16 protein-coding genes are annotated in these 15678 nt (G+C 74.1%); 3 read left to right on the forward strand and 13 right to left on the reverse strand.

Translation table 11 applies throughout. The features are described 5' to 3' along the window. Nucleotides 1–59: 59 nt before the first annotated feature. Nucleotides 60–254: a DUF3046 domain-containing protein gene (locus tag ACFV9J_RS32590; RefSeq protein WP_385360264.1), complete on the reverse strand. Its 195-nt coding sequence runs from the start codon at nt 252–254 to the stop codon at nt 60–62. An 81-nt stretch (nt 255–335) separates the two neighbouring features. Here ACFV9J_RS32590 and ACFV9J_RS32595 point away from each other — a divergent pair, with 81 nt between their 5' ends. After that, nucleotides 336–1304 carry a hypothetical protein gene (locus ACFV9J_RS32595; RefSeq protein WP_385360266.1) on the forward strand — a complete coding sequence of 323 codons (969 nt, stop codon included), beginning with the start codon at nt 336–338 and terminating at the stop codon, nt 1302–1304. Nucleotides 1305–1313: 9 nt separating this feature from the next. Here ACFV9J_RS32595 and ACFV9J_RS32600 read toward each other — a convergent pair whose 3' ends face one another. From ACFV9J_RS32600 to ACFV9J_RS32610, 3 genes are read right to left on the reverse strand one after another with little or no spacing between them, the layout of a single operon-like run. Further along, complete coding sequence (locus ACFV9J_RS32600) at nt 1314–1622, reverse strand: AzlD domain-containing protein (RefSeq protein ID WP_356862288.1); 309 nt, start codon at nt 1620–1622, stop codon at nt 1314–1316. Continuing rightward, the gene (locus ACFV9J_RS32605; protein ID WP_385360269.1) at nt 1619–2389 is read right to left on the reverse strand and encodes an AzlC family ABC transporter permease; all 771 of its coding nucleotides are present in this window, start codon (nt 2387–2389) and stop codon (nt 1619–1621) included. The genes ACFV9J_RS32600 and ACFV9J_RS32605 overlap by 4 nt, the downstream gene beginning before the upstream one ends. Then, complete coding sequence (locus ACFV9J_RS32610) at nt 2386–3252, reverse strand: AraC family transcriptional regulator (RefSeq protein WP_385360272.1); 867 nt, start codon at nt 3250–3252, stop codon at nt 2386–2388. The genes ACFV9J_RS32605 and ACFV9J_RS32610 overlap by 4 nt, the downstream gene beginning before the upstream one ends. Before the next feature lie 123 nt (nt 3253–3375). On the opposite strand from ACFV9J_RS32610, the gene ACFV9J_RS32615 reads away from it, so the two are divergent. Then, nucleotides 3376–8559 carry an ATP-dependent helicase gene (locus ACFV9J_RS32615; protein ID WP_385360274.1) on the forward strand — a complete coding sequence of 1728 codons (5184 nt, stop codon included), beginning with the start codon at nt 3376–3378 and terminating at the stop codon, nt 8557–8559. A gap of 18 nt (nt 8560–8577) precedes the next feature. Continuing rightward, entirely contained in the window at nt 8578–9408 is an 831-nt protein-coding gene (locus ACFV9J_RS32620) for an Fpg/Nei family DNA glycosylase (RefSeq protein WP_385360277.1), read from the forward strand. Nucleotides 9409–9454: 46 nt separating this feature from the next. Here the strand turns inward: ACFV9J_RS32620 and ACFV9J_RS32625 are convergent, their stop codons facing one another. The 9 genes from ACFV9J_RS32625 to ACFV9J_RS32665 form a co-directional block, all read right to left on the reverse strand. Beyond that, nucleotides 9455–9940, reverse strand: a complete 486-nt coding sequence (locus ACFV9J_RS32625; RefSeq protein ID WP_385360279.1) for an SRPBCC domain-containing protein — start codon at nt 9938–9940, stop codon at nt 9455–9457. After that, nucleotides 9937–10326, reverse strand: coding sequence for an ArsR/SmtB family transcription factor (locus ACFV9J_RS32630; RefSeq protein WP_385360281.1), 390 nt, complete (start codon nt 10324–10326; stop codon nt 9937–9939). Before ACFV9J_RS32630 ends, ACFV9J_RS32625 begins: the two co-directional genes overlap by 4 nt. Nucleotides 10327–10365: 39 nt before the next feature. Next, nucleotides 10366–10632 (reverse strand): hypothetical protein, encoded by a 267-nt coding sequence (locus ACFV9J_RS32635; protein ID WP_385360284.1) that lies wholly within the window; start codon nt 10630–10632, stop codon nt 10366–10368. Between the two features lie 6 nt (nt 10633–10638). Beyond that, a complete protein-coding gene (locus ACFV9J_RS32640; RefSeq protein WP_385360286.1) occupies nt 10639–11109 on the reverse strand; it encodes a Dps family protein in 471 nt (156 codons plus the stop codon). A 204-nt stretch (nt 11110–11313) separates the two neighbouring features. Further along, on the reverse strand, nt 11314–11694 hold the full coding sequence (locus ACFV9J_RS32645; protein ID WP_003973269.1) for a helix-turn-helix domain-containing protein: 381 nt from the start codon (nt 11692–11694) through the stop codon (nt 11314–11316). A 109-nt stretch (nt 11695–11803) separates the two neighbouring features. Then, complete coding sequence (locus ACFV9J_RS32650; protein ID WP_385360288.1) at nt 11804–12349, reverse strand: CinA family protein; 546 nt, start codon at nt 12347–12349, stop codon at nt 11804–11806. Beyond that, on the reverse strand, nt 12346–13137 hold the full coding sequence (pgsA, locus tag ACFV9J_RS32655) for a CDP-diacylglycerol--glycerol-3-phosphate 3-phosphatidyltransferase (protein ID WP_385360290.1): 792 nt from the start codon (nt 13135–13137) through the stop codon (nt 12346–12348). The genes ACFV9J_RS32650 and pgsA overlap by 4 nt, the downstream gene beginning before the upstream one ends. After that, entirely contained in the window at nt 13134–14615 is a 1482-nt protein-coding gene (rimO, locus tag ACFV9J_RS32660) for a 30S ribosomal protein S12 methylthiotransferase RimO (RefSeq protein WP_385360293.1), read from the reverse strand. Before rimO ends, pgsA begins: the two co-directional genes overlap by 4 nt. A 91-nt stretch (nt 14616–14706) precedes the next feature. Further along, nucleotides 14707–15570, reverse strand: a complete 864-nt coding sequence (locus tag ACFV9J_RS32665; protein ID WP_385360295.1) for a helix-turn-helix domain-containing protein — start codon at nt 15568–15570, stop codon at nt 14707–14709. Nucleotides 15571–15678 lie beyond the last annotated feature (108 nt).

The following is a 15678-nucleotide window of genomic DNA, read 5'->3' on the forward strand; positions in this document are numbered from 1 at the left end:
GAGCAAGTCTCGCCCACGCCACCGACAGGGGAGCCCGGTACGGCGATCTTCGTGAACCGTCACCGCTGTTCCCGCGGCACGTTCATGACGGTGCACACCACGCGCCACACGTCCTTCGCGTCCCAGCCGGCGTCCAGCGCCTCGTGCACCGTACGCCCGCCCAGCTCCGCCATCACGTGATCGCGCGCGAAGGTGTCGGTGTACCCCGGACCGAAGTGATCCGTCATCCGCTCCCAGAAGACCGTCAACCGCATGCCCCCAGTATCCCGCCCCTGAGAGTGGGCCCCGAGCCGGGACCACCTGCCGGAACCGCCTTTCGGCCTACGGTCTGTCCCATGGCCGAAACCGGAGCGTCCCCCCTCCCCGCGATCCCACCGCCCGCGTCCCCCCGCGCCCAGGGCCCGCGCTCACCGCTCGCGCGCGCGGAGCACTTCGTCTGGCTCACCGCGCGCGTACTGGAGCAGCGGCTGTTCGCGTACGACTTCCGCGGCGGGGACCCCGGCCCGGTGGAGACCGCGCTGGAGGCCTACCGCAACGAGGACGGCGGGTACGGCCACGCGCTGGAGCCCGATCTGCGCGGCCCGGCCAGTCAGCCGCTGCACACCGCGCACGCGCTGCGCGTCCTGGACGCCGTCGGCCGCTGCGGCGGGCAGCGGGCCGAACGGGTCTGCCGCTATCTGACCGCCGTGTCCACCCCGGACGGTGCCCTGCCGGTGACCCGTGCGGGCCGGGACGGGGCACCGGCCGCGCCCTTCCTGCCGGTCGTGGCCGACCCTCCGGGCGAGCTGCTCGTCACCGGGCCGGTGGTCGGCCTGCTGCACCGCAACGAGGTCTGGCACGCGTGGCTGTTCCGGGCCACGGACTTCTGCTGGCAGGCGGCCGAGTCGCTGGTGTCCCCGCACCCGTACGAGGCCCGGGCGGCCGTGGCCTTCCTGGACACGGCTCCGGACCGGCCGCGCGCGCGGGCCGCGGCCGACCGGCTGGGCCGCCTGGTGCGCGAGCAGCGGCTCGCCGTGCTGGACCCGGACGATCTCGACGCCGGTCCGGTCCCTCCGGGCCACGCCCCCGGCGAGCACCACTTCCCGCACGACTACGCGAGGGATCCGCGTTCGCTCGCGCGCGCGTGGTTCACGGACGACGAGATGGCCCGTTCCCTCGACTTCCTCGCGGCCGGGCAGGAGGACGACGGCGGCTGGCCCGTGCGCCGACGCCGGTGGGCCCCCGCCCCGGCGCTGGAGGCCCGCGGCCGGGTGACGCTCGATGCCCTGCGCACCCTCCGGGCGTACGGCCGTCCTCTGGGCTGACCCGCCGGCTCAGCCGCCCATGGCCCGTACGCCCGCGGTGACCACCACGGCCGCCGCGACGACGAGCAGGAACGGTGCGCGCAGCAGCAGCGCGACGGCGGCCGCGGCGACTCCGGCGGCCCGCGCGTCCAGCACGAGCTGCTGCCCGTCGGCGAAGGTCTGCTGGGCGGTGAGCGCCGCGAGGAGGGCCACGGGCAGCAGCGCGGCGAGCCGCCGGACCAGGGGCCGTTCCAGGGCGCCCGCGGGCACCAGCAGCCCGAGGAGCTTGACCGCGTAGCAGCCCACGGCGGTCACGCCGATCGCGATCCACACGCTCATCGCCCGTCCTCCCCCTCGGCGGCACCGCGGACCGCACCGTCCTCGGCGTCACCCGCGCGGCGTCCGCGCGCCCACAGGACGAGCGGCGCCGCGAGCGCGGCCACCAGGACGGGCACGCCGGCGGGCAGCACGGGCAGCAGACCGAGCCCCAGGAGGACGGCCAGGGCGGCGACCGCGCGCTCCGTGGTGTTCTTCAGCATCGGCGCGAGCAGCGCGAGGAAGACCGCCGGACCGGCCGCGTCGAGGCCCCAGGCGTCGGTGTCCCCGATGGCCTCGGCGCCCAGCGCGCCGAGCAGGGTGGTGAGGTTCCACAGGACGTACAGCGTGAGCCCGGTGACGGTGAAGCCGATCCGGACGCCGCGCCGCGTGGGCTGTGCGAGCGCCACGGCCGTCGTCTCGTCGATGACCCACTGCGCGGCGAACGGCCGCACCGCGCGCGGAAGGGCCAGCAACTGCGACAGGCGCAGCCCGTAGAAGGCGTTGCGGACGCCCAGGAAGAAGGCCCCCGCGGCCGCGGTGAGCGGGTTTCCGCCTGCCGCGAGCGCGCCGACGAGCGCGAACTGGGACGCCCCGGTGAACACCAGAAGGCTGAGGGCGCAGGTCTGGGCCAGGGTGAGTCCGCTGCCGGCCGAGGTCACCCCGAAGGCGAACCCCGACAGTCCGACGGCGACTCCGACCCCGAGGGCGTCCCGTACGACGGCGGCGTCCGGCTTGGCACCGGCGCCTCCCGTGTCGGGAGCGTCGGGAAGGGCTGTCTGTTCTGTCACGCCTCGAACGGTAGGAGCAGCTCCCGCCGCGCGTCTTGTACGTTCTTGCGCTCGCGCTGGTAGGAACCGGGCGGCACACCGACGATCCGCGCGAAGTGCCGGTTCAGGTGAGGCTGGTCGGTGAACCCGACGGCGATCGCGGCCTCGGCCGGGGAGGTCCCGGTGTCCAGCAGCCGCCGCGCCCGACGCACCCGGGCGTCCGTCAGCCAGGTGTGGGGCGGCATCCCGTAGGCGTCCCGGAAGGCCCGCAACAGCGCGAACGGGCTGCTCCCGAGTTCCTCGGCGAGCCGCTCCAGGCTCGGCGGATCGGCCATCCGTTCCTCCAGCACGGCACGCGCGCGTGCCGCCGTACTCGCCCCGGCGGTACGCACCCGGCGCCGGGGCAGCGGACCGCCGTTCAGCCGCAGCAGCCGGGTCACGGCCACCCGCAGCAGAGTGTCGGCGGCGAGCGCGTTCCCGTCGTCGGCGGCCCGCAGCACGCGGTGCACCAGCTCGACGGTGTACGGGTCGTCGAGCACCGGCCGGACGAACCCCGGCGTCCCGCGCAGCGTCGTCGTCTCCGCCGCGATCCCGGCCATCAGCTCGGGCGCCGGGTAGACGGCCCCGTACCGCCACCCCTCCGGCACCCCGGCCCGCCCCGTGTGCGGGGTGTCCGGGTTGACCAGGGCGAGGGAGCCGGCCCCGGCGTACTGGTCGCTCCCGCCGTGGTGGAAGACCTCCACACCGTCGGCGATGGCGGCGATGACGAAGTGCTCGTGCGTGTGGCGCACGAAGGTCTTGCGTATGTACTGGGCGCGGAGCAGGTCGACGTCGGGCAACTCGGCATAGCGCCAGTGCCGTGCCCGCTCGCCCGTTCCCGCCATGCCCCCATTCTCCGTCACCCGCAGCGGACTCCGGCGGCCCCTCGGACACCGGGCCCTGGTCCTCGCTCCCGGCCCAGCCCCCGGGCCGGGCCGATTGTCAGTGGTCGGGTGCACGATGGAGCCATGGTCAGCTCCGCACACCGAGCCCTGGACGGCTTCTCGCCCGCGACCCGCGGCTGGTTCACGGGGGCCTTCTCCGCGCCCACCTCCGCGCAGGCGGGCGCGTGGCAGGCCATCTCGCAGGGCTCGGACGTCCTGGTGGTCGCCCCCACCGGTTCCGGCAAGACGCTGGCCGCCTTCCTCGCCGCGCTGGACCAGCTGACCTCGACTCCCCCGCCCGCCGACCCCAAGAAGCGCTGCCGCGTCCTGTACGTCTCACCGCTGAAGGCCCTGGCCGTCGACGTCGAGCGCAATCTCCGCAGCCCGCTGACCGGCATCCGCCAGGAGTCCGTGCGCCTCGGCCTGCCCGAGCCCGAGGTCAAGGTCGGCATCCGTTCGGGCGACACCCCGGCCGCCGAGCGCCGCGCCCTGTCCACCCGGCCGCCGGACATCCTGATCACCACCCCGGAGTCCCTCTTCCTGATGCTGACGTCGGCCACGCGCGACGCGCTGACCGGCATCGAGACGGTGATCCTGGACGAGGTGCACGCGGTCGCGGGCACCAAGCGCGGCGCCCATCTCGCGCTCACCCTGGAGCGGCTGGACGAGCTGCTGCCGAAGCCGGCCCGCCGTATCGGCCTGTCGGCGACGGTCCGCCCGGTGGACGAGGTCGCCCGGTTCCTCGCCCCGCGCGGCCGGGTCGAGATCGTCCAGCCGGAGTCGGGCAAGGAGTTCGACCTGTCCGTCGTCGTCCCCGTCGAGGACCTCGGCGAGCTGGGCGGCTCCCCGGTCGCGGACGGCAACGAGGGGGCGGAGCGCCCGTCGATCTGGCCGCACGTCGAGGAGCGGATCACCGATCTGGTCCAGTCGCACCGCTCCACGATCGTCTTCGCCAACTCCCGGCGGCTGGCCGAGCGCCTGTGCAACCGGCTCAACGAGATCGCGTACGAGCGCGCGACCGGCGAGCCCCTGGACGAGCACCACTCCCCCGCCGAGCTGATGGGCGGCTCGGGCGCCGCCCAGGGCGCCCCGCCCGTGATCGCCCGCGCCCACCACGGCTCGGTCTCCAAGGAGCAGCGCGCCCTGGTCGAGGAGGACCTCAAGGCGGGGCGGCTGCCCGCCGTCGTCGCGACCTCCAGCCTGGAGCTGGGCATCGACATGGGCGCCGTCGACCTGGTGGTCCAGGTCGAGTCGCCGCCCTCCGTCGCCTCCGGCCTGCAGCGCGTGGGGCGCGCGGGCCACCAGGTCGGCGCGGTCTCCACGGGTGTGGTGTTCCCCAAGTACCGCGGCGACCTGGTGCAGTCCGCCGTGGTCACCGAGCGGATGCGCAGCGGCGCCATCGAGGCCCTGCGGATCCCCGCCAACCCACTGGACGTGCTGGCCCAGCAGCTGGTGGCGATGACCGCGCTGGACACCTGGCAGGTCGACGACCTCCTGGCCACCGTCCGCCGGGCCGCCCCGTTCGCCTCTCTCCCGGAGTCTGCCTTCACGGCCGTCCTGGACATGCTCGCGGGCCGCTACCCCTCCGACGCCTTCGCCGAGCTGCGCCCGCGCGTGGTCTGGGACCGGATCGCCGGCACGGTCACCGGCCGCCCGGGGGCGCAGCGGCTCGCCGTGACGTCCGGGGGCACGATTCCCGACCGCGGGCTCTTCGGGGTGTTCCTGGCCGGTGCCGACCCGAAGAAGGGCGGCGGCCGGGTCGGCGAGCTGGACGAGGAGATGGTGTACGAGTCCCGCGTGGGCGACGTCTTCACGCTCGGCACCAGCTCCTGGCGGATCGAGGACATCACCCGCGACCGGGTCCTGGTCTCCCCGGCGCCGGGGGTGCCGGGCAGGCTGCCGTTCTGGAAGGGCGACCAGCTGGGCCGACCCCTGGAGCTGGGCCGCGCGCTGGGCGCGTTCCTGCGCGAGGTCGGCTCCCTGTCCAAGGAGGACGCCCGGCTGCGCCTGGTCACCGCCGGTCTGGACGCCTGGGCCGCGGACAACGTGCTGGCGTACCTCGACGAACAGCGTGAGGCATGCGGCCACGTCCCCGACGACCGCACCATCGTCGTCGAGCGCTTCCGGGACGAGCTGGGCGACTGGCGGGTCGTGGTCCACTCCCCCTTCGGCGCCCAGGTCCACGCCCCCTGGGCCCTCGCCCTGGGCGCCCGCCTGTCCGAGCGCTACGGCATGGACGCCCAGGTCATGCACGCCGACGACGGCATCGTGCTGCGCCTGCCGGACGCCGACCTGATGGGCCTGGACTTCCTCGACCAGGACCCCGCGAAGCCGGGTCTCGAGTACGACGCGGAGAAGGCGCCGGTCGGCGCGGCCGACGTCGTCTTCGACAAGGGCGAGGTCGACCGGGTCGTCACCGATCAGGTGGGCGGCTCGGCCCTGTTCGCGTCCCGCTTCCGCGAGTGCGCGGCCCGTGCGCTGCTGCTGCCCCGCCGCAGCCCCGGCAGGCGCACCCCGCTGTGGCAGCAGCGCCAGCGCGCCGCGCAGCTGCTGGAGGTGGCGAGCGAGTACGGCTCGTTCCCGATCGTCCTGGAGGCGGTCCGCGAGTGCCTCCAGGACGTCTTCGACGTCCCCGGCCTGGTCGAGCTGATGGGCGACGTGGAGGCCCGCAAGGTCCGCCTGGTCGAGGTCACCACCCCGGAGCCGTCGCCGTTCGCCCGCTCCCTGCTCTTCGGCTACGTCGCCCAGTTCCTGTACGAGGGGGACTCGCCGCTCGCCGAGCGCCGGGCCGCCGCGCTGTCCCTGGACTCGCGGCTGCTGGCGGAGCTGCTCGGCCAGGCGGAGCTGCGCGAGCTGCTCGACGCGGAGGTGCTCACCGAGCTGGAGCGCGAGCTGCAGTGGCTCACCGAGGACCGCCGCATCAAGGATCCCGAGGGCGTCGCCGACCTGCTGCGGGTGCTCGGTCCGCTGACGGACGCGGAGCTGGCCGAGCGCGGAGCCGAGCCGCAGTGGGCGCCCGAGCTGGCCGCGGCCCGCCGCGCGATCAGGGTGCGGATCGCCGGCGCCGACCACTGGGCGGCGATCGAGGACGCGGGCCGGCTGCGCGACGCGCTGGGCACGGCGCTGCCCGTCGGTGTGCCGGAGGCCTTCACCGAGCCGGTCAAGGACCCGCTCGGCGACCTCCTGGCCCGCCATGCCCGCACCCACGGCCCCTTCACGTCGGTCACCGCGGCGGCCCGCTTCGGTCTGGGCGTGGCGGTCACCGAGGGCGCACTCCAGCGGCTCGCGGGGTCGGGGCGGGTCGTGCAGGGCGAGTTCCATCCGGCCGGCATCGGCCAGGAGTGGTGCGACGCGACCGTCCTGCGCAGGCTGCGCCGCCGGTCCCTGGCCGCGCTCCGGCACGAGCTGGAGCCGGTGGCACCGGCCGCGCTCGGCCAGTTCCTCCCCCAGTGGCAGCACATCGGCAAGGGGCACACGCTGCGCGGCGTCGACGGGCTGGTCCGCGCCGTCGAGCAGTTGCAGGGCGCCTCCGTGCCCGCCTCCGCCCTGGAGAAGCTGGTGCTGCCCTCCCGCGTGGCGCACTACAACCCCGCGATGCTGGACGAGCTGACGGCCGCCGGCGAGGTGGTGTGGGCCGGGGCGGGGTCGCTGCCCGGCAAGGACGGCTGGGTCTCCCTCTACCTCGCGGACGCGGCCCCGCTGCTCCTGCCGCCCCCGCACCCCCTGGAGACGACCGCCCTGCACGAGTCCGTCCTGAGCGCGCTCTCGGGCGGATACGGCTTGTTCTTCCGCCAGATCGCCAACCAGGTCCGCGCCACCACCCACCCGGAGGCCACCGATCCGCAGCTGGCCGACGCCCTGTGGGACCTGGCCTGGTCCGGTCGGCTGACCAACGACACGCCGGCACCCCTGCGCTCCCTGCTGGGCTCCGGCCGCACCGCGGGTTCCACGGCCCACCGTGCCAAGCGCGCGGTGCCCCGCGGCCGGTACGGCTCGTTGACGGCCGCCGCCCGCCCGGCGTCCCGCACCGGCCCGCCGACGGTCGCGGGCCGCTGGTCGCTGCTGCCCGACCGCGAGGCCGACGGCACCGTGCGGGCCCATGCCCTGGCCCGCACGCTTCTCGACCGGCACGGCGTGGTGACCCGTGGCGCCGTCGCCGCGGAGGGCGTCGAGGGCGGCTTCTCGGCGGTCTACCGGATCCTCGCCGCGTTCGAGGAGAGCGGCCAGGCCCGGCGCGGTTACGTGGTGGAGGGGCTCGGTGCGGCGCAGTTCGCCATGGAGGGCGCCGTGGACCGGTTGCGCGCGGTGGCGAACGCACGCGAGCGCGGTGACGGCCCCGCCGGTCCGCAGGACTTCCCGCGCGACGGCTCCGCGTACCGCCGCGGGACCGTTGGCTCCGCGATCGGGCCGGGGCCCGACGGCTCCGCGCCCCGGCCCGGGACCGTCGGCCCCGCCGGACCTCACGGCTCCCCCGGCCCCGCCGACGACTCCTCCCTCGACCCCTTCGCCCCCTTCGACCCCCGGGACGCCTTCGGCGACATCGGGCGCGGCCGCACCGGGCGGCCCGACGACGCCCCGGACCCCTTCGCCGACTTCGCCACCGACAACCCTGGGGGCCCCGGGAGTTCGCTGAGCCCGAAAGGCCAGGGAGGGACCGGCGGCCCGGCGCCCTTCGACGACGTGTTCGCCGACCCCGACCGGCTGGGCCGTTCACCCTCCCGGGGCGACTACATCTCGCCGCGCGACTACGCCGAGCCGGGCGCCGGCGGCCCGCGCGGGGGCGGCGCGGGCGGGGGCGGCGCGCACGGCCGCATCGAGGGCACGCGCGGCGGGTACGACACCGGTTTCCCCGGCCGTCGCGACCGCACCCCCGTCGGTCCGCGGGCCGTCGTGCTGGCCGCCGCGGACCCGGCGAACGCGTACGGCGCGGCCCTCGGCTGGCCCGAACCGCCGGCCGGTGCCACGCACAAGCCCGGTCGCAAGGCCGGCTCCCTGGTGGTGCTCGTCGAGGGCGAACCGGCGCTCTACATGGAGCGCGGCGGCAAGACCCTGCTGCTGTGGCCCTCCGACCCCGACCGGCTGCCCACCGAGGACCCGCGGCTGCGAGCCGCCGCCGAAGCGCTGGCGGAGGCCGCCCGCGCCGGTTCCCTCGGCACGGTCACCGTGGAGCGGGTCAACGGCACGGCGGCCCTGACGTCCCCGTTCGGCCCCCTCCTGGAGGGAGCGGGGTTCATCGCCACCCCGCGCGGTCTGCGTATCAGGGCGTGACCCTGTCACCCTTGAGCCATGCCCGAAGGAGACACGGTCTGGCAGGCGGCGCGACGGCTGCACGACGCCCTCGCGGGCCGGGTGCTGACCCGCAGCGACTTCCGCGTCCCCCGGTACGCCACGGTCGACCTCACCGGCCGCACCGTCCTGGACGTCACCCCGCGCGGCAAGCATCTGCTGACCCGTGTCGAGGGCGGCCTGACGGTCCACTCGCACCTGCGGATGGACGGCTCCTGGAAGGTGTTCGCGCCCGGTCAGCGCTGGAGCGGCGGCCCGGCGCACCAGATCAGGGTGATCCTCGGCACCGCCGACCGCACGGCCGTCGGCTACCGCCTCCCGGTGCTGGACATCCTGCGCACCGCCGACGAGCAGCGCGCCGTCGGCCATCTGGGCCCCGACCTGCTCGGCCCCGACTGGGACCCGCAGCGCGCCCTGGACAACCTGCGCGCGGACCCGCCCCGCGCGCTCGGCGAGGCCCTGCTCGACCAGCGCAATCTCGCCGGCATCGGCAACGTCTACAAGAGCGAGCTGTGCTTCCTGCTCGGCGTCACCCCCTGGCTGCCGGTGGACGAACTGCCCGCCGACCTGGCCGCGCGGCTGCCCACGCTCGCCAAGAAGCTTCTGGAGGCCAACCGCGACCGTCCGGTCCGCCGCACGACGGGCCTGCGCGGCCAGGACCTGTTCGTGTACGGCCGGGCGCCCCGCCCCTGCCTGCGCTGCGGCACGTCGGTCCGGGTGGCCGACCAGGGCGACGGCTCCCGTGAGCGCCCGACGTACTGGTGCCCGACCTGCCAGGCGGGGCCCGCGCCGCGTCCGGGCGGCCGCACAGGCGCCCGGACACGGCGCTGAGCGAGCCGCCGGGAAGGCGGGAAGGCCAAGGAAGGCCGGGCCAGCCCTAGGCGGCGAGCAGAGCGTCTATCTGGCCGGCCGCCTCGCGCAGGCCCTCCGCCATGCCCATCGTCATGAGCTGCTCCATCTGCTCCCGGGTGTCGAAGACCGCCCGCATCTCCATGCGGGTGCCGCCGTCGCGCTCGGTGAGCGTCACCCGGTTCGCGGTCGTCGGCATCGCGGCGTTCGGCACCCCGTCCTCGTCGGCGAATCCGTCGGTGAACTCCAGCGACCTGGGGGCGTCGACCGTGGCCACCCGCCACCAGCCGCGGAACTTCTCGCCTTCCGGGCCGGTCATGAAGTACGTGACGTCCCCGCCCGGGGTCAGGTCGTGCTCCTCCACCGTCGCCGGGTAGGTCGGCGGTCCCCACCAGCGCTCCAGCTGCCGGGGATCGGACCACAGCTGCCACACCCGTTCCACCGGAGCGGCGAAGTCGGCGACCAGGGTGAGGGTCAGGTTGTCGAGATCCTTGTCCAGGCTGGTGACACTCATCGGCTCTGTCCTTCCGTCGGTTGCTGCGCTTCGGATCCGGCCTCCGGCGCCTCGGCGAGCAGACCGGACATCCGCTCCACCCGTCCGCGCCAGGCGGCCTCCAGTTCGTCCAGGGCACGGCGGGCCCGGCCCAGGGCGTCAGGATCGGTCCGCACGAGCTGCTCCCGTCCGCGGCGCTCCTTGACCACCAGACCGGCCCGCTCCAGTACCGCGACGTGCTTCTGCACCGCGGCGAAGCTCATCGGATAGGCCTCGGCCAGCCGTGACACCGACAGGTCCTCCCGCACGCACCGGCGCAGGATGTCGCGGCGGGTCAGGTCGGCCAGGGCCTGGAACAGGCGGTCCGTACCCGCTGCCGCCTCATCGACCACTCCGTCTACAACCATTTGGTTGTACGTTACTCCCCCAAGCACCCGCCGTAAAGGTCAGCGCCCGTCCGGGCGGGTCGTGGCCGCTCCCCGCGTCCGCGCCTCGCGCAGGGCCCGGCGCCACCGTCCGGCTCCCAGCGCCCCCGCGGCCCGGCGCCGTGGCACACAGTGCACCGGCAGCACGCTCAGCCCCCAGCCGCCGACCGCGACCGCCCCTTCGAGCACCCCTGCACCGGGCTCCAACGCCAGGCGCAGCACGGCCCACCACCACAGCACGCCGAGGCCCAGCGCGGCCGCCCGGCGAGCCGTCCGCGCCGACACCATCCCGCGTCATCCGTTTCCGGCCTGGAACATCCAGTGCTGCTTCTCGAGATCGGCCGTGATCTGGATGAAGATGTCCTGACTCACGGGATCGGGCTCACCGCTCGCCGCGATCCGCTCACGCATCCGCCCGATCACCGCGCCCAGCGCGTCCACGACGGTCTGTACGGCGGTGGTGTCGTCGACCCAGCCCTCGGGGGTCACGTCGATGCCGCTGCCGACGGCGACCGTCGCGGCCCGCCCGTCCGGGGAGACGCCGAGCGCCGAGGCCCGTTCCGCCACGGTGTCCGAGTGCGTGCGGGCGGTGCCGACGAGTTCGTCCAGCTGGAGGTGGACGGAGCGGAAGCGCGGGCCGACCACGTTCCAGTGGATCTGCTTCGCCACCAGGGACAGGTCGACCAGGTCGACGAGAGCGCCCTGCAACGCCTCGGAGACGGTCTTCAGGTCCGCGTCGGACAACGGGCTCTTCACGACGTACATCCACGCCTCCGTCGGTTCGCCCCCCGGCCATCTCCCTCCACGATGACCGCCCCCTCACGGACCGGCAAACCGGCGGCGGCACCGCCGAGGGCCCGCACGCCCGCACCCCGGACACCCCCGGGCATGCGAAAACCCCGGCCTCGTCGCTCCGGATCTCCGGAGCGACCCCTGGCCGGGGCCTCACACGCACACGTTCTCGCACGCTCAGGCGGCGACGACGTCCACTGCCTCGGCGGGCGCCTTGATGGTCACCCGTTCCGGTGGCACGCCGGTCACCGACACGGAACCCAGCATCGGACGTACCGGCGCCGGTACGGTCTCGCTGGGCGTCGCCGCGGCGGACCGGGCCAGCTCGGCAAGGGCGAGCTCGTCGCTCACTTCACGCATGAGCTCGGACATCCGTACGTCCAGCGCGTCGCAGATGGCGGAGAGCAGCTCGGAAGAAGCCTCCTTCTGCCCCCGCTCCACCTCGGAGAGATAGCCGAGTGAGACTCGGGCGGACGAGGAGACTTCGCGCAGAGTACGGCCCTGGCGTTGGCGCTGCCGACGCAGCACGTCACCCAGCAGGCGACGGAGCAGAATCATCGGTGGCTCCCTCCTCGGACCGTGTAACCGCATCCTTCACGCCCCACCGTACCGCCTCGCGCCGCGGCCGTGCGGGGAGCGATGTCGTGTTCACTCAGGGCTGCAAACATCAAAACCCCCCGTTCCGTTCCGTATCCTGTGCCCGCTCATTCCCGGTCTGTTCGCTCGCAAGCTCCCTCAGAAGAAGTGCGAGTACGCTCCGTACACTCTCCATACGAATTTCCGCGCGGTCGCCGTTCAACCGCAGCGCCTCCACTTTTCCGCCATCGGCGCAACCCCGCTCGGCCCCGGAGGGCCCGTCCACGGCTACGAAAACCGTCCCCACGGGCTGCCCGTCCTGCGGGTCCGGACCGGCGACGCCCGTCGTCGCGATGCCCCAGTCGGCGCCCAGCGCCGTGCGTACGCCTGCCGCCATCCGGGCGGCGACCTGCGGATCCACCGCTCCGCGCGCCGCGAGCAGCTCGCCGTCGACGCCGAGCAGCTCCCGCTTCAGCTCCGTCGCGTACGCGGTGACCGAGCCCCGGAAGGCCTTGGACGCCCCGGGGACCGCCGTGAGCGCGGCAGCGACCATTCCACCCGTCAGTGACTCGGCGACCCCGAGGGTCTCGCCCCTGACCGTGAGTAGTCGCACCACGTCGGCGGCCGTGGAACTCAAACTTCCGTCTCCTTCAACGCCGCTCTGCGTTCGGCGATTCCCCGGCGGCGCAGCACAATGGCCTGCTTCACATAGTCCAGGCCGGTCGCGACGGTCAGGACGACCGCCGCCGCCATCACCCAGAACCTCAGGGTGGCCAGCGGCCCCGTCAGCGCCAGGACGTACATGCCGACGGCGATGCCCTGGGTGAGCGTCTTGAGCTTGCCGCCCCGGCTCGCGGGGATGACGCCGTACCGGATGACCACGAAACGCAGGACGGTGATCCCGAGTTCCCGGCCGAGGATGACGGCCGTCACCCACCACGGCAGGTCGTCCAGCGCGGACAGGCAGATGAGCGCCGCGCCCATGATCGCCTTGTCGGCGATGGGATCGGCGATCTTCCCGAAGTCGGTGACGAGGTTGTAGGTGCGCGCCAGGTGCCCGTCGAAGAGGTCGGTGATCATGGCGATGGCGAAGGCGGCCCAGGCGAAGGAGCGCCAGGCCGGGTCGTAGCCGCCGTTGCCGAGCATGAGCGCGACGAAGGCCGGCACCAGGAGGAGCCGGAGCATCGTCAGCAGATTGGCGACGTTCCAGACGCTCGCCTGGTTGACGGCGGCCGCCGCGATCTTGCCGCCGCGCGCGCCGGCGCCACCCTCGGTGGCGCCCCGCCGCTCTCCCGCGTCCCGTTCCACGGCGCCCCCCGAAGTCGTGCGCCCGGCCGGTTCCTGTGCCGCGCCCGAGGCGCCGCGCGGGCCGGCCCGGCGCGCACTGGAGGAGCCGCCCGCCGCGGACGCCGGGGCTCCGGTCATCTGCCGGCCTCCTCACTCCACTCGGGCGAGCCCGGCAGCGGTTCGGCCACCAGGTCGACGCCCTCCGTACCGACCACCTTCGCGTCGACCATACGACCGACACTCAGGCCCGCGCCGCTCGTGAGCAGCACCTGGCCGTCCGTCTCCGGCGCCTGGTGCTCCGCGCGGCCGCGCACGCCGTCCCCCTCGCCGGCCGGGTCCACGGACTCGACGAGTACCCGCACGGTCGCCCCGACGCGCTCGTCGGCCCGCTGCGAGACCAGCTCCTCGGCCAGGCGGGAGACGCGGGCCAACCGCTCGGCGACGACGTCCTCGTCCAGCTTGTCGCCGTAGGTCGCCGCCTCGGTGCCCTCCTCGTCGGAGTATCCGAAGACGCCGATGGCGTCGAGGCGGGCGTGGTTGAGGAACCGCTCCAGCTCGGCGAGGTCGGCCTCGGACTCGCCGGGGAAGCCGACGATGAAGTTGGAGCGCACGCCCGCCTCGGGTGCCTTGCTCCGGATGGTGTCGAGGAGTTCCAGGAAGCGGTCGGTGTCGCCGAAGCGGCGCATCGCGCGCAGCACGTTCGGCGCGGAGTGCTGGAAGGAGAGGTCGAAGTAGGGAACGACCTTCTCGGTGGCGGTCAGCACGTCGATCAGGCCGGGGCGCATCTCGGCCGGCTGGAGGTAGCTGACCCGCACCCGCTCGATGCCGTCGACCTCGGCCAGGTTCGGCAGCAGCGACTCCAGGAGCCGGATGTCGCCGAGGTCCTTGCCGTAGGAGGTGTTGTTCTCGGAGACCAGCATGATCTCCTTGACGCCCTGCTCGGCCAGCCACCGTGTCTCGTTCAGCACGTCGCTGGGGCGGCGCGAGATGAAGGAGCCGCGGAAGGACGGGATGGCGCAGAAGGAGCAGCGCCGGTCGCAGCCCGAGGCCAGCTTCACCGAGGCGACCGGGGAGCCGTCCAGGCGGCGGCGCAGGGGCGCGCGGGGCCCGGAGGCGGGGGCGACGCCCTCGGGGAGGTCGGTCGGGCCGTGCCCGGGCAGGGCGACCGCGGCTCCGGCCTCCTGCCGCTCGGCGGGGCTGATCGGCAGCAGCTTGCGCCGGTCGCGCGGGGTGTGGGCGGCGTGGATGCCGCCGTTCAGGATGGTCTGCAGGCGGTCGGAGATGTCGGCGTAGTCGTCGAAGCCGAGGACGCCGTCGGCCTCCGGGAGGGCGTCGGCCAGCTCCTTGCCGTACCGCTCGGCCATGCAGCCCACCGCCACGACGGCCTGCGTTCTTCCGTGGCCCTTGAGGTCGTTGGCCTCCAGGAGGGCGTCCACGGAGTCCTTCTTCGCGGCCTCGACGAAGCCGCACGTGTTCACGACGGCGACGTCCGCTTCCTCGGCGTCGTCGACGAGCTTCCAGCCGTCCGCCTCCAGACGGCCTGCGAGCTCCTCCGAGTCCACCTCGTTACGGGCGCAGCCAAGGGTGACGAGTGCGACGGTACGGCTTTCAGGCATGGGCTCAAGACTACTTCGTCCCGCCGACAGCCCACGTCGACGGGGTTGGCCGATGCTGGCCAACCCCGTGTGGACTCGTCCCGCGCGTCCCCTAGCCGACCTGCGGGTCGCCCTTGGTGTACGTCAGGCGCTCGACGGCGCCGGGCCGGAAGTCGTCCTCGATCTTCTTGCCGTTGACGTAGAGCTGGATGGCTCCGGCGTCGCCGAGGACGAGCTTGACCTTCTCGTTGTCCTGGAAGGTCTTGGAGTCGCCCTGCTTGAGCAGTCCGTCGAAGAGCAGCCGGCCGTTGTGGTCCTGGGCGGAGATCCAGCTGCGGCCCTCGGTGGCGCTGACCTTGACGGTCACCTTGTCCGCGGGCGCGGCGGCGATGGCGCTGTCGCTCGGTTCCGGCTTGGGGTCGGCGGGCTTCTTGGGCTTGGCGCTCGACGAGGCGGAGTCGCCGGACGAGGGCTGGGCCCCCTCGGCGACGCTCGCCTCGTTGCCGCCGTCGTCGCCGCCCTTGACGAACGTGAAGCCGACGAAGCCGATCACGGCGACGATCGCGGCGACCATGGCGGCGGTCCAGTTGGGTCCGCGCCGCTCGGGACGGATGCGCTCCGCCTCGAACAGGGGCGCGGCGGGGGTCGGCGCCGGGCGTCCGCCGTGCTCGGCGTCGAACCGCGCGAGCAGCTCGGCCGGGTCGAGCCCGACGGCCTTGGCCAGGGTGCGGATGTGCCCGCGCGCGTAGACGTCGCCGCCGCAGGGCGCGAAGTCGTCCGCCTCGATGGCGTGCACGATGGCGATGCGGACCCGGGTGGCGGTGGTGATGTCGTCGACGGTCAGCCCGGCGGCGATCCGGGCCTGCTTCAGGGCGTGACCGACGGAGGGGCGGGCTTCCTCGGAAACGTCGTCAGGGGCGTCGTGGGACACGTCTTCGATCGGACGCTCGTCTTCAGGGGAGTTGCCGTTGGACACGGGGGCGCCTTTCGAGCGTTTAGCCGCCTGTGCTGGGCGTTCAGTCTAGGGGGGGTGCAAACGGGTGGGGCAACCGGGCGGTACGACCTTTACGCCATCGGAATGGCC

The organism is Streptomyces sp. NPDC059906, assembly GCF_042730645.1.
Lineage (GTDB): Bacteria > Actinomycetota > Actinomycetes > Streptomycetales > Streptomycetaceae > Streptomyces > Streptomyces rubrogriseus.

Coding starts and splice junctions, on each gene's coding strand:
- ACFV9J_RS32640 (WP_385360286.1), bottom strand. CDS start 11,109: ATGTACGTCGTGAAGAGCCCGTTGTCCGACGCGGACCTGAAGACCGTC.
- ACFV9J_RS32625 (WP_385360279.1), bottom strand. CDS start 9,940: ATGAGTGTCACCAGCCTGGACAAGGATCTCGACAACCTGACCCTCACC.
- ACFV9J_RS32600 (WP_356862288.1), bottom strand. CDS start 1,622: ATGAGCGTGTGGATCGCGATCGGCGTGACCGCCGTGGGCTGCTACGCG.
- ACFV9J_RS32610 (WP_385360272.1), bottom strand. CDS start 3,252: ATGGCGGGAACGGGCGAGCGGGCACGGCACTGGCGCTATGCCGAGTTG.
- ACFV9J_RS32620 (WP_385360277.1), top strand. CDS start 8,578: ATGCCCGAAGGAGACACGGTCTGGCAGGCGGCGCGACGGCTGCACGAC.
- ACFV9J_RS32590 (WP_385360264.1), bottom strand. CDS start 254: ATGCGGTTGACGGTCTTCTGGGAGCGGATGACGGATCACTTCGGTCCG.
- ACFV9J_RS32630 (WP_385360281.1), bottom strand. CDS start 10,326: ATGGTTGTAGACGGAGTGGTCGATGAGGCGGCAGCGGGTACGGACCGC.
- rimO (WP_385360293.1), bottom strand. CDS start 14,615: ATGCCTGAAAGCCGTACCGTCGCACTCGTCACCCTTGGCTGCGCCCGT.
- ACFV9J_RS32635 (WP_385360284.1), bottom strand. CDS start 10,632: ATGGTGTCGGCGCGGACGGCTCGCCGGGCGGCCGCGCTGGGCCTCGGC.
- ACFV9J_RS32615 (WP_385360274.1), top strand. CDS start 3,376: ATGGTCAGCTCCGCACACCGAGCCCTGGACGGCTTCTCGCCCGCGACC.
- ACFV9J_RS32595 (WP_385360266.1), top strand. CDS start 336: ATGGCCGAAACCGGAGCGTCCCCCCTCCCCGCGATCCCACCGCCCGCG.
- pgsA (WP_385360290.1), bottom strand. CDS start 13,137: ATGACCGGAGCCCCGGCGTCCGCGGCGGGCGGCTCCTCCAGTGCGCGC.
- ACFV9J_RS32645 (WP_003973269.1), bottom strand. CDS start 11,694: ATGATTCTGCTCCGTCGCCTGCTGGGTGACGTGCTGCGTCGGCAGCGC.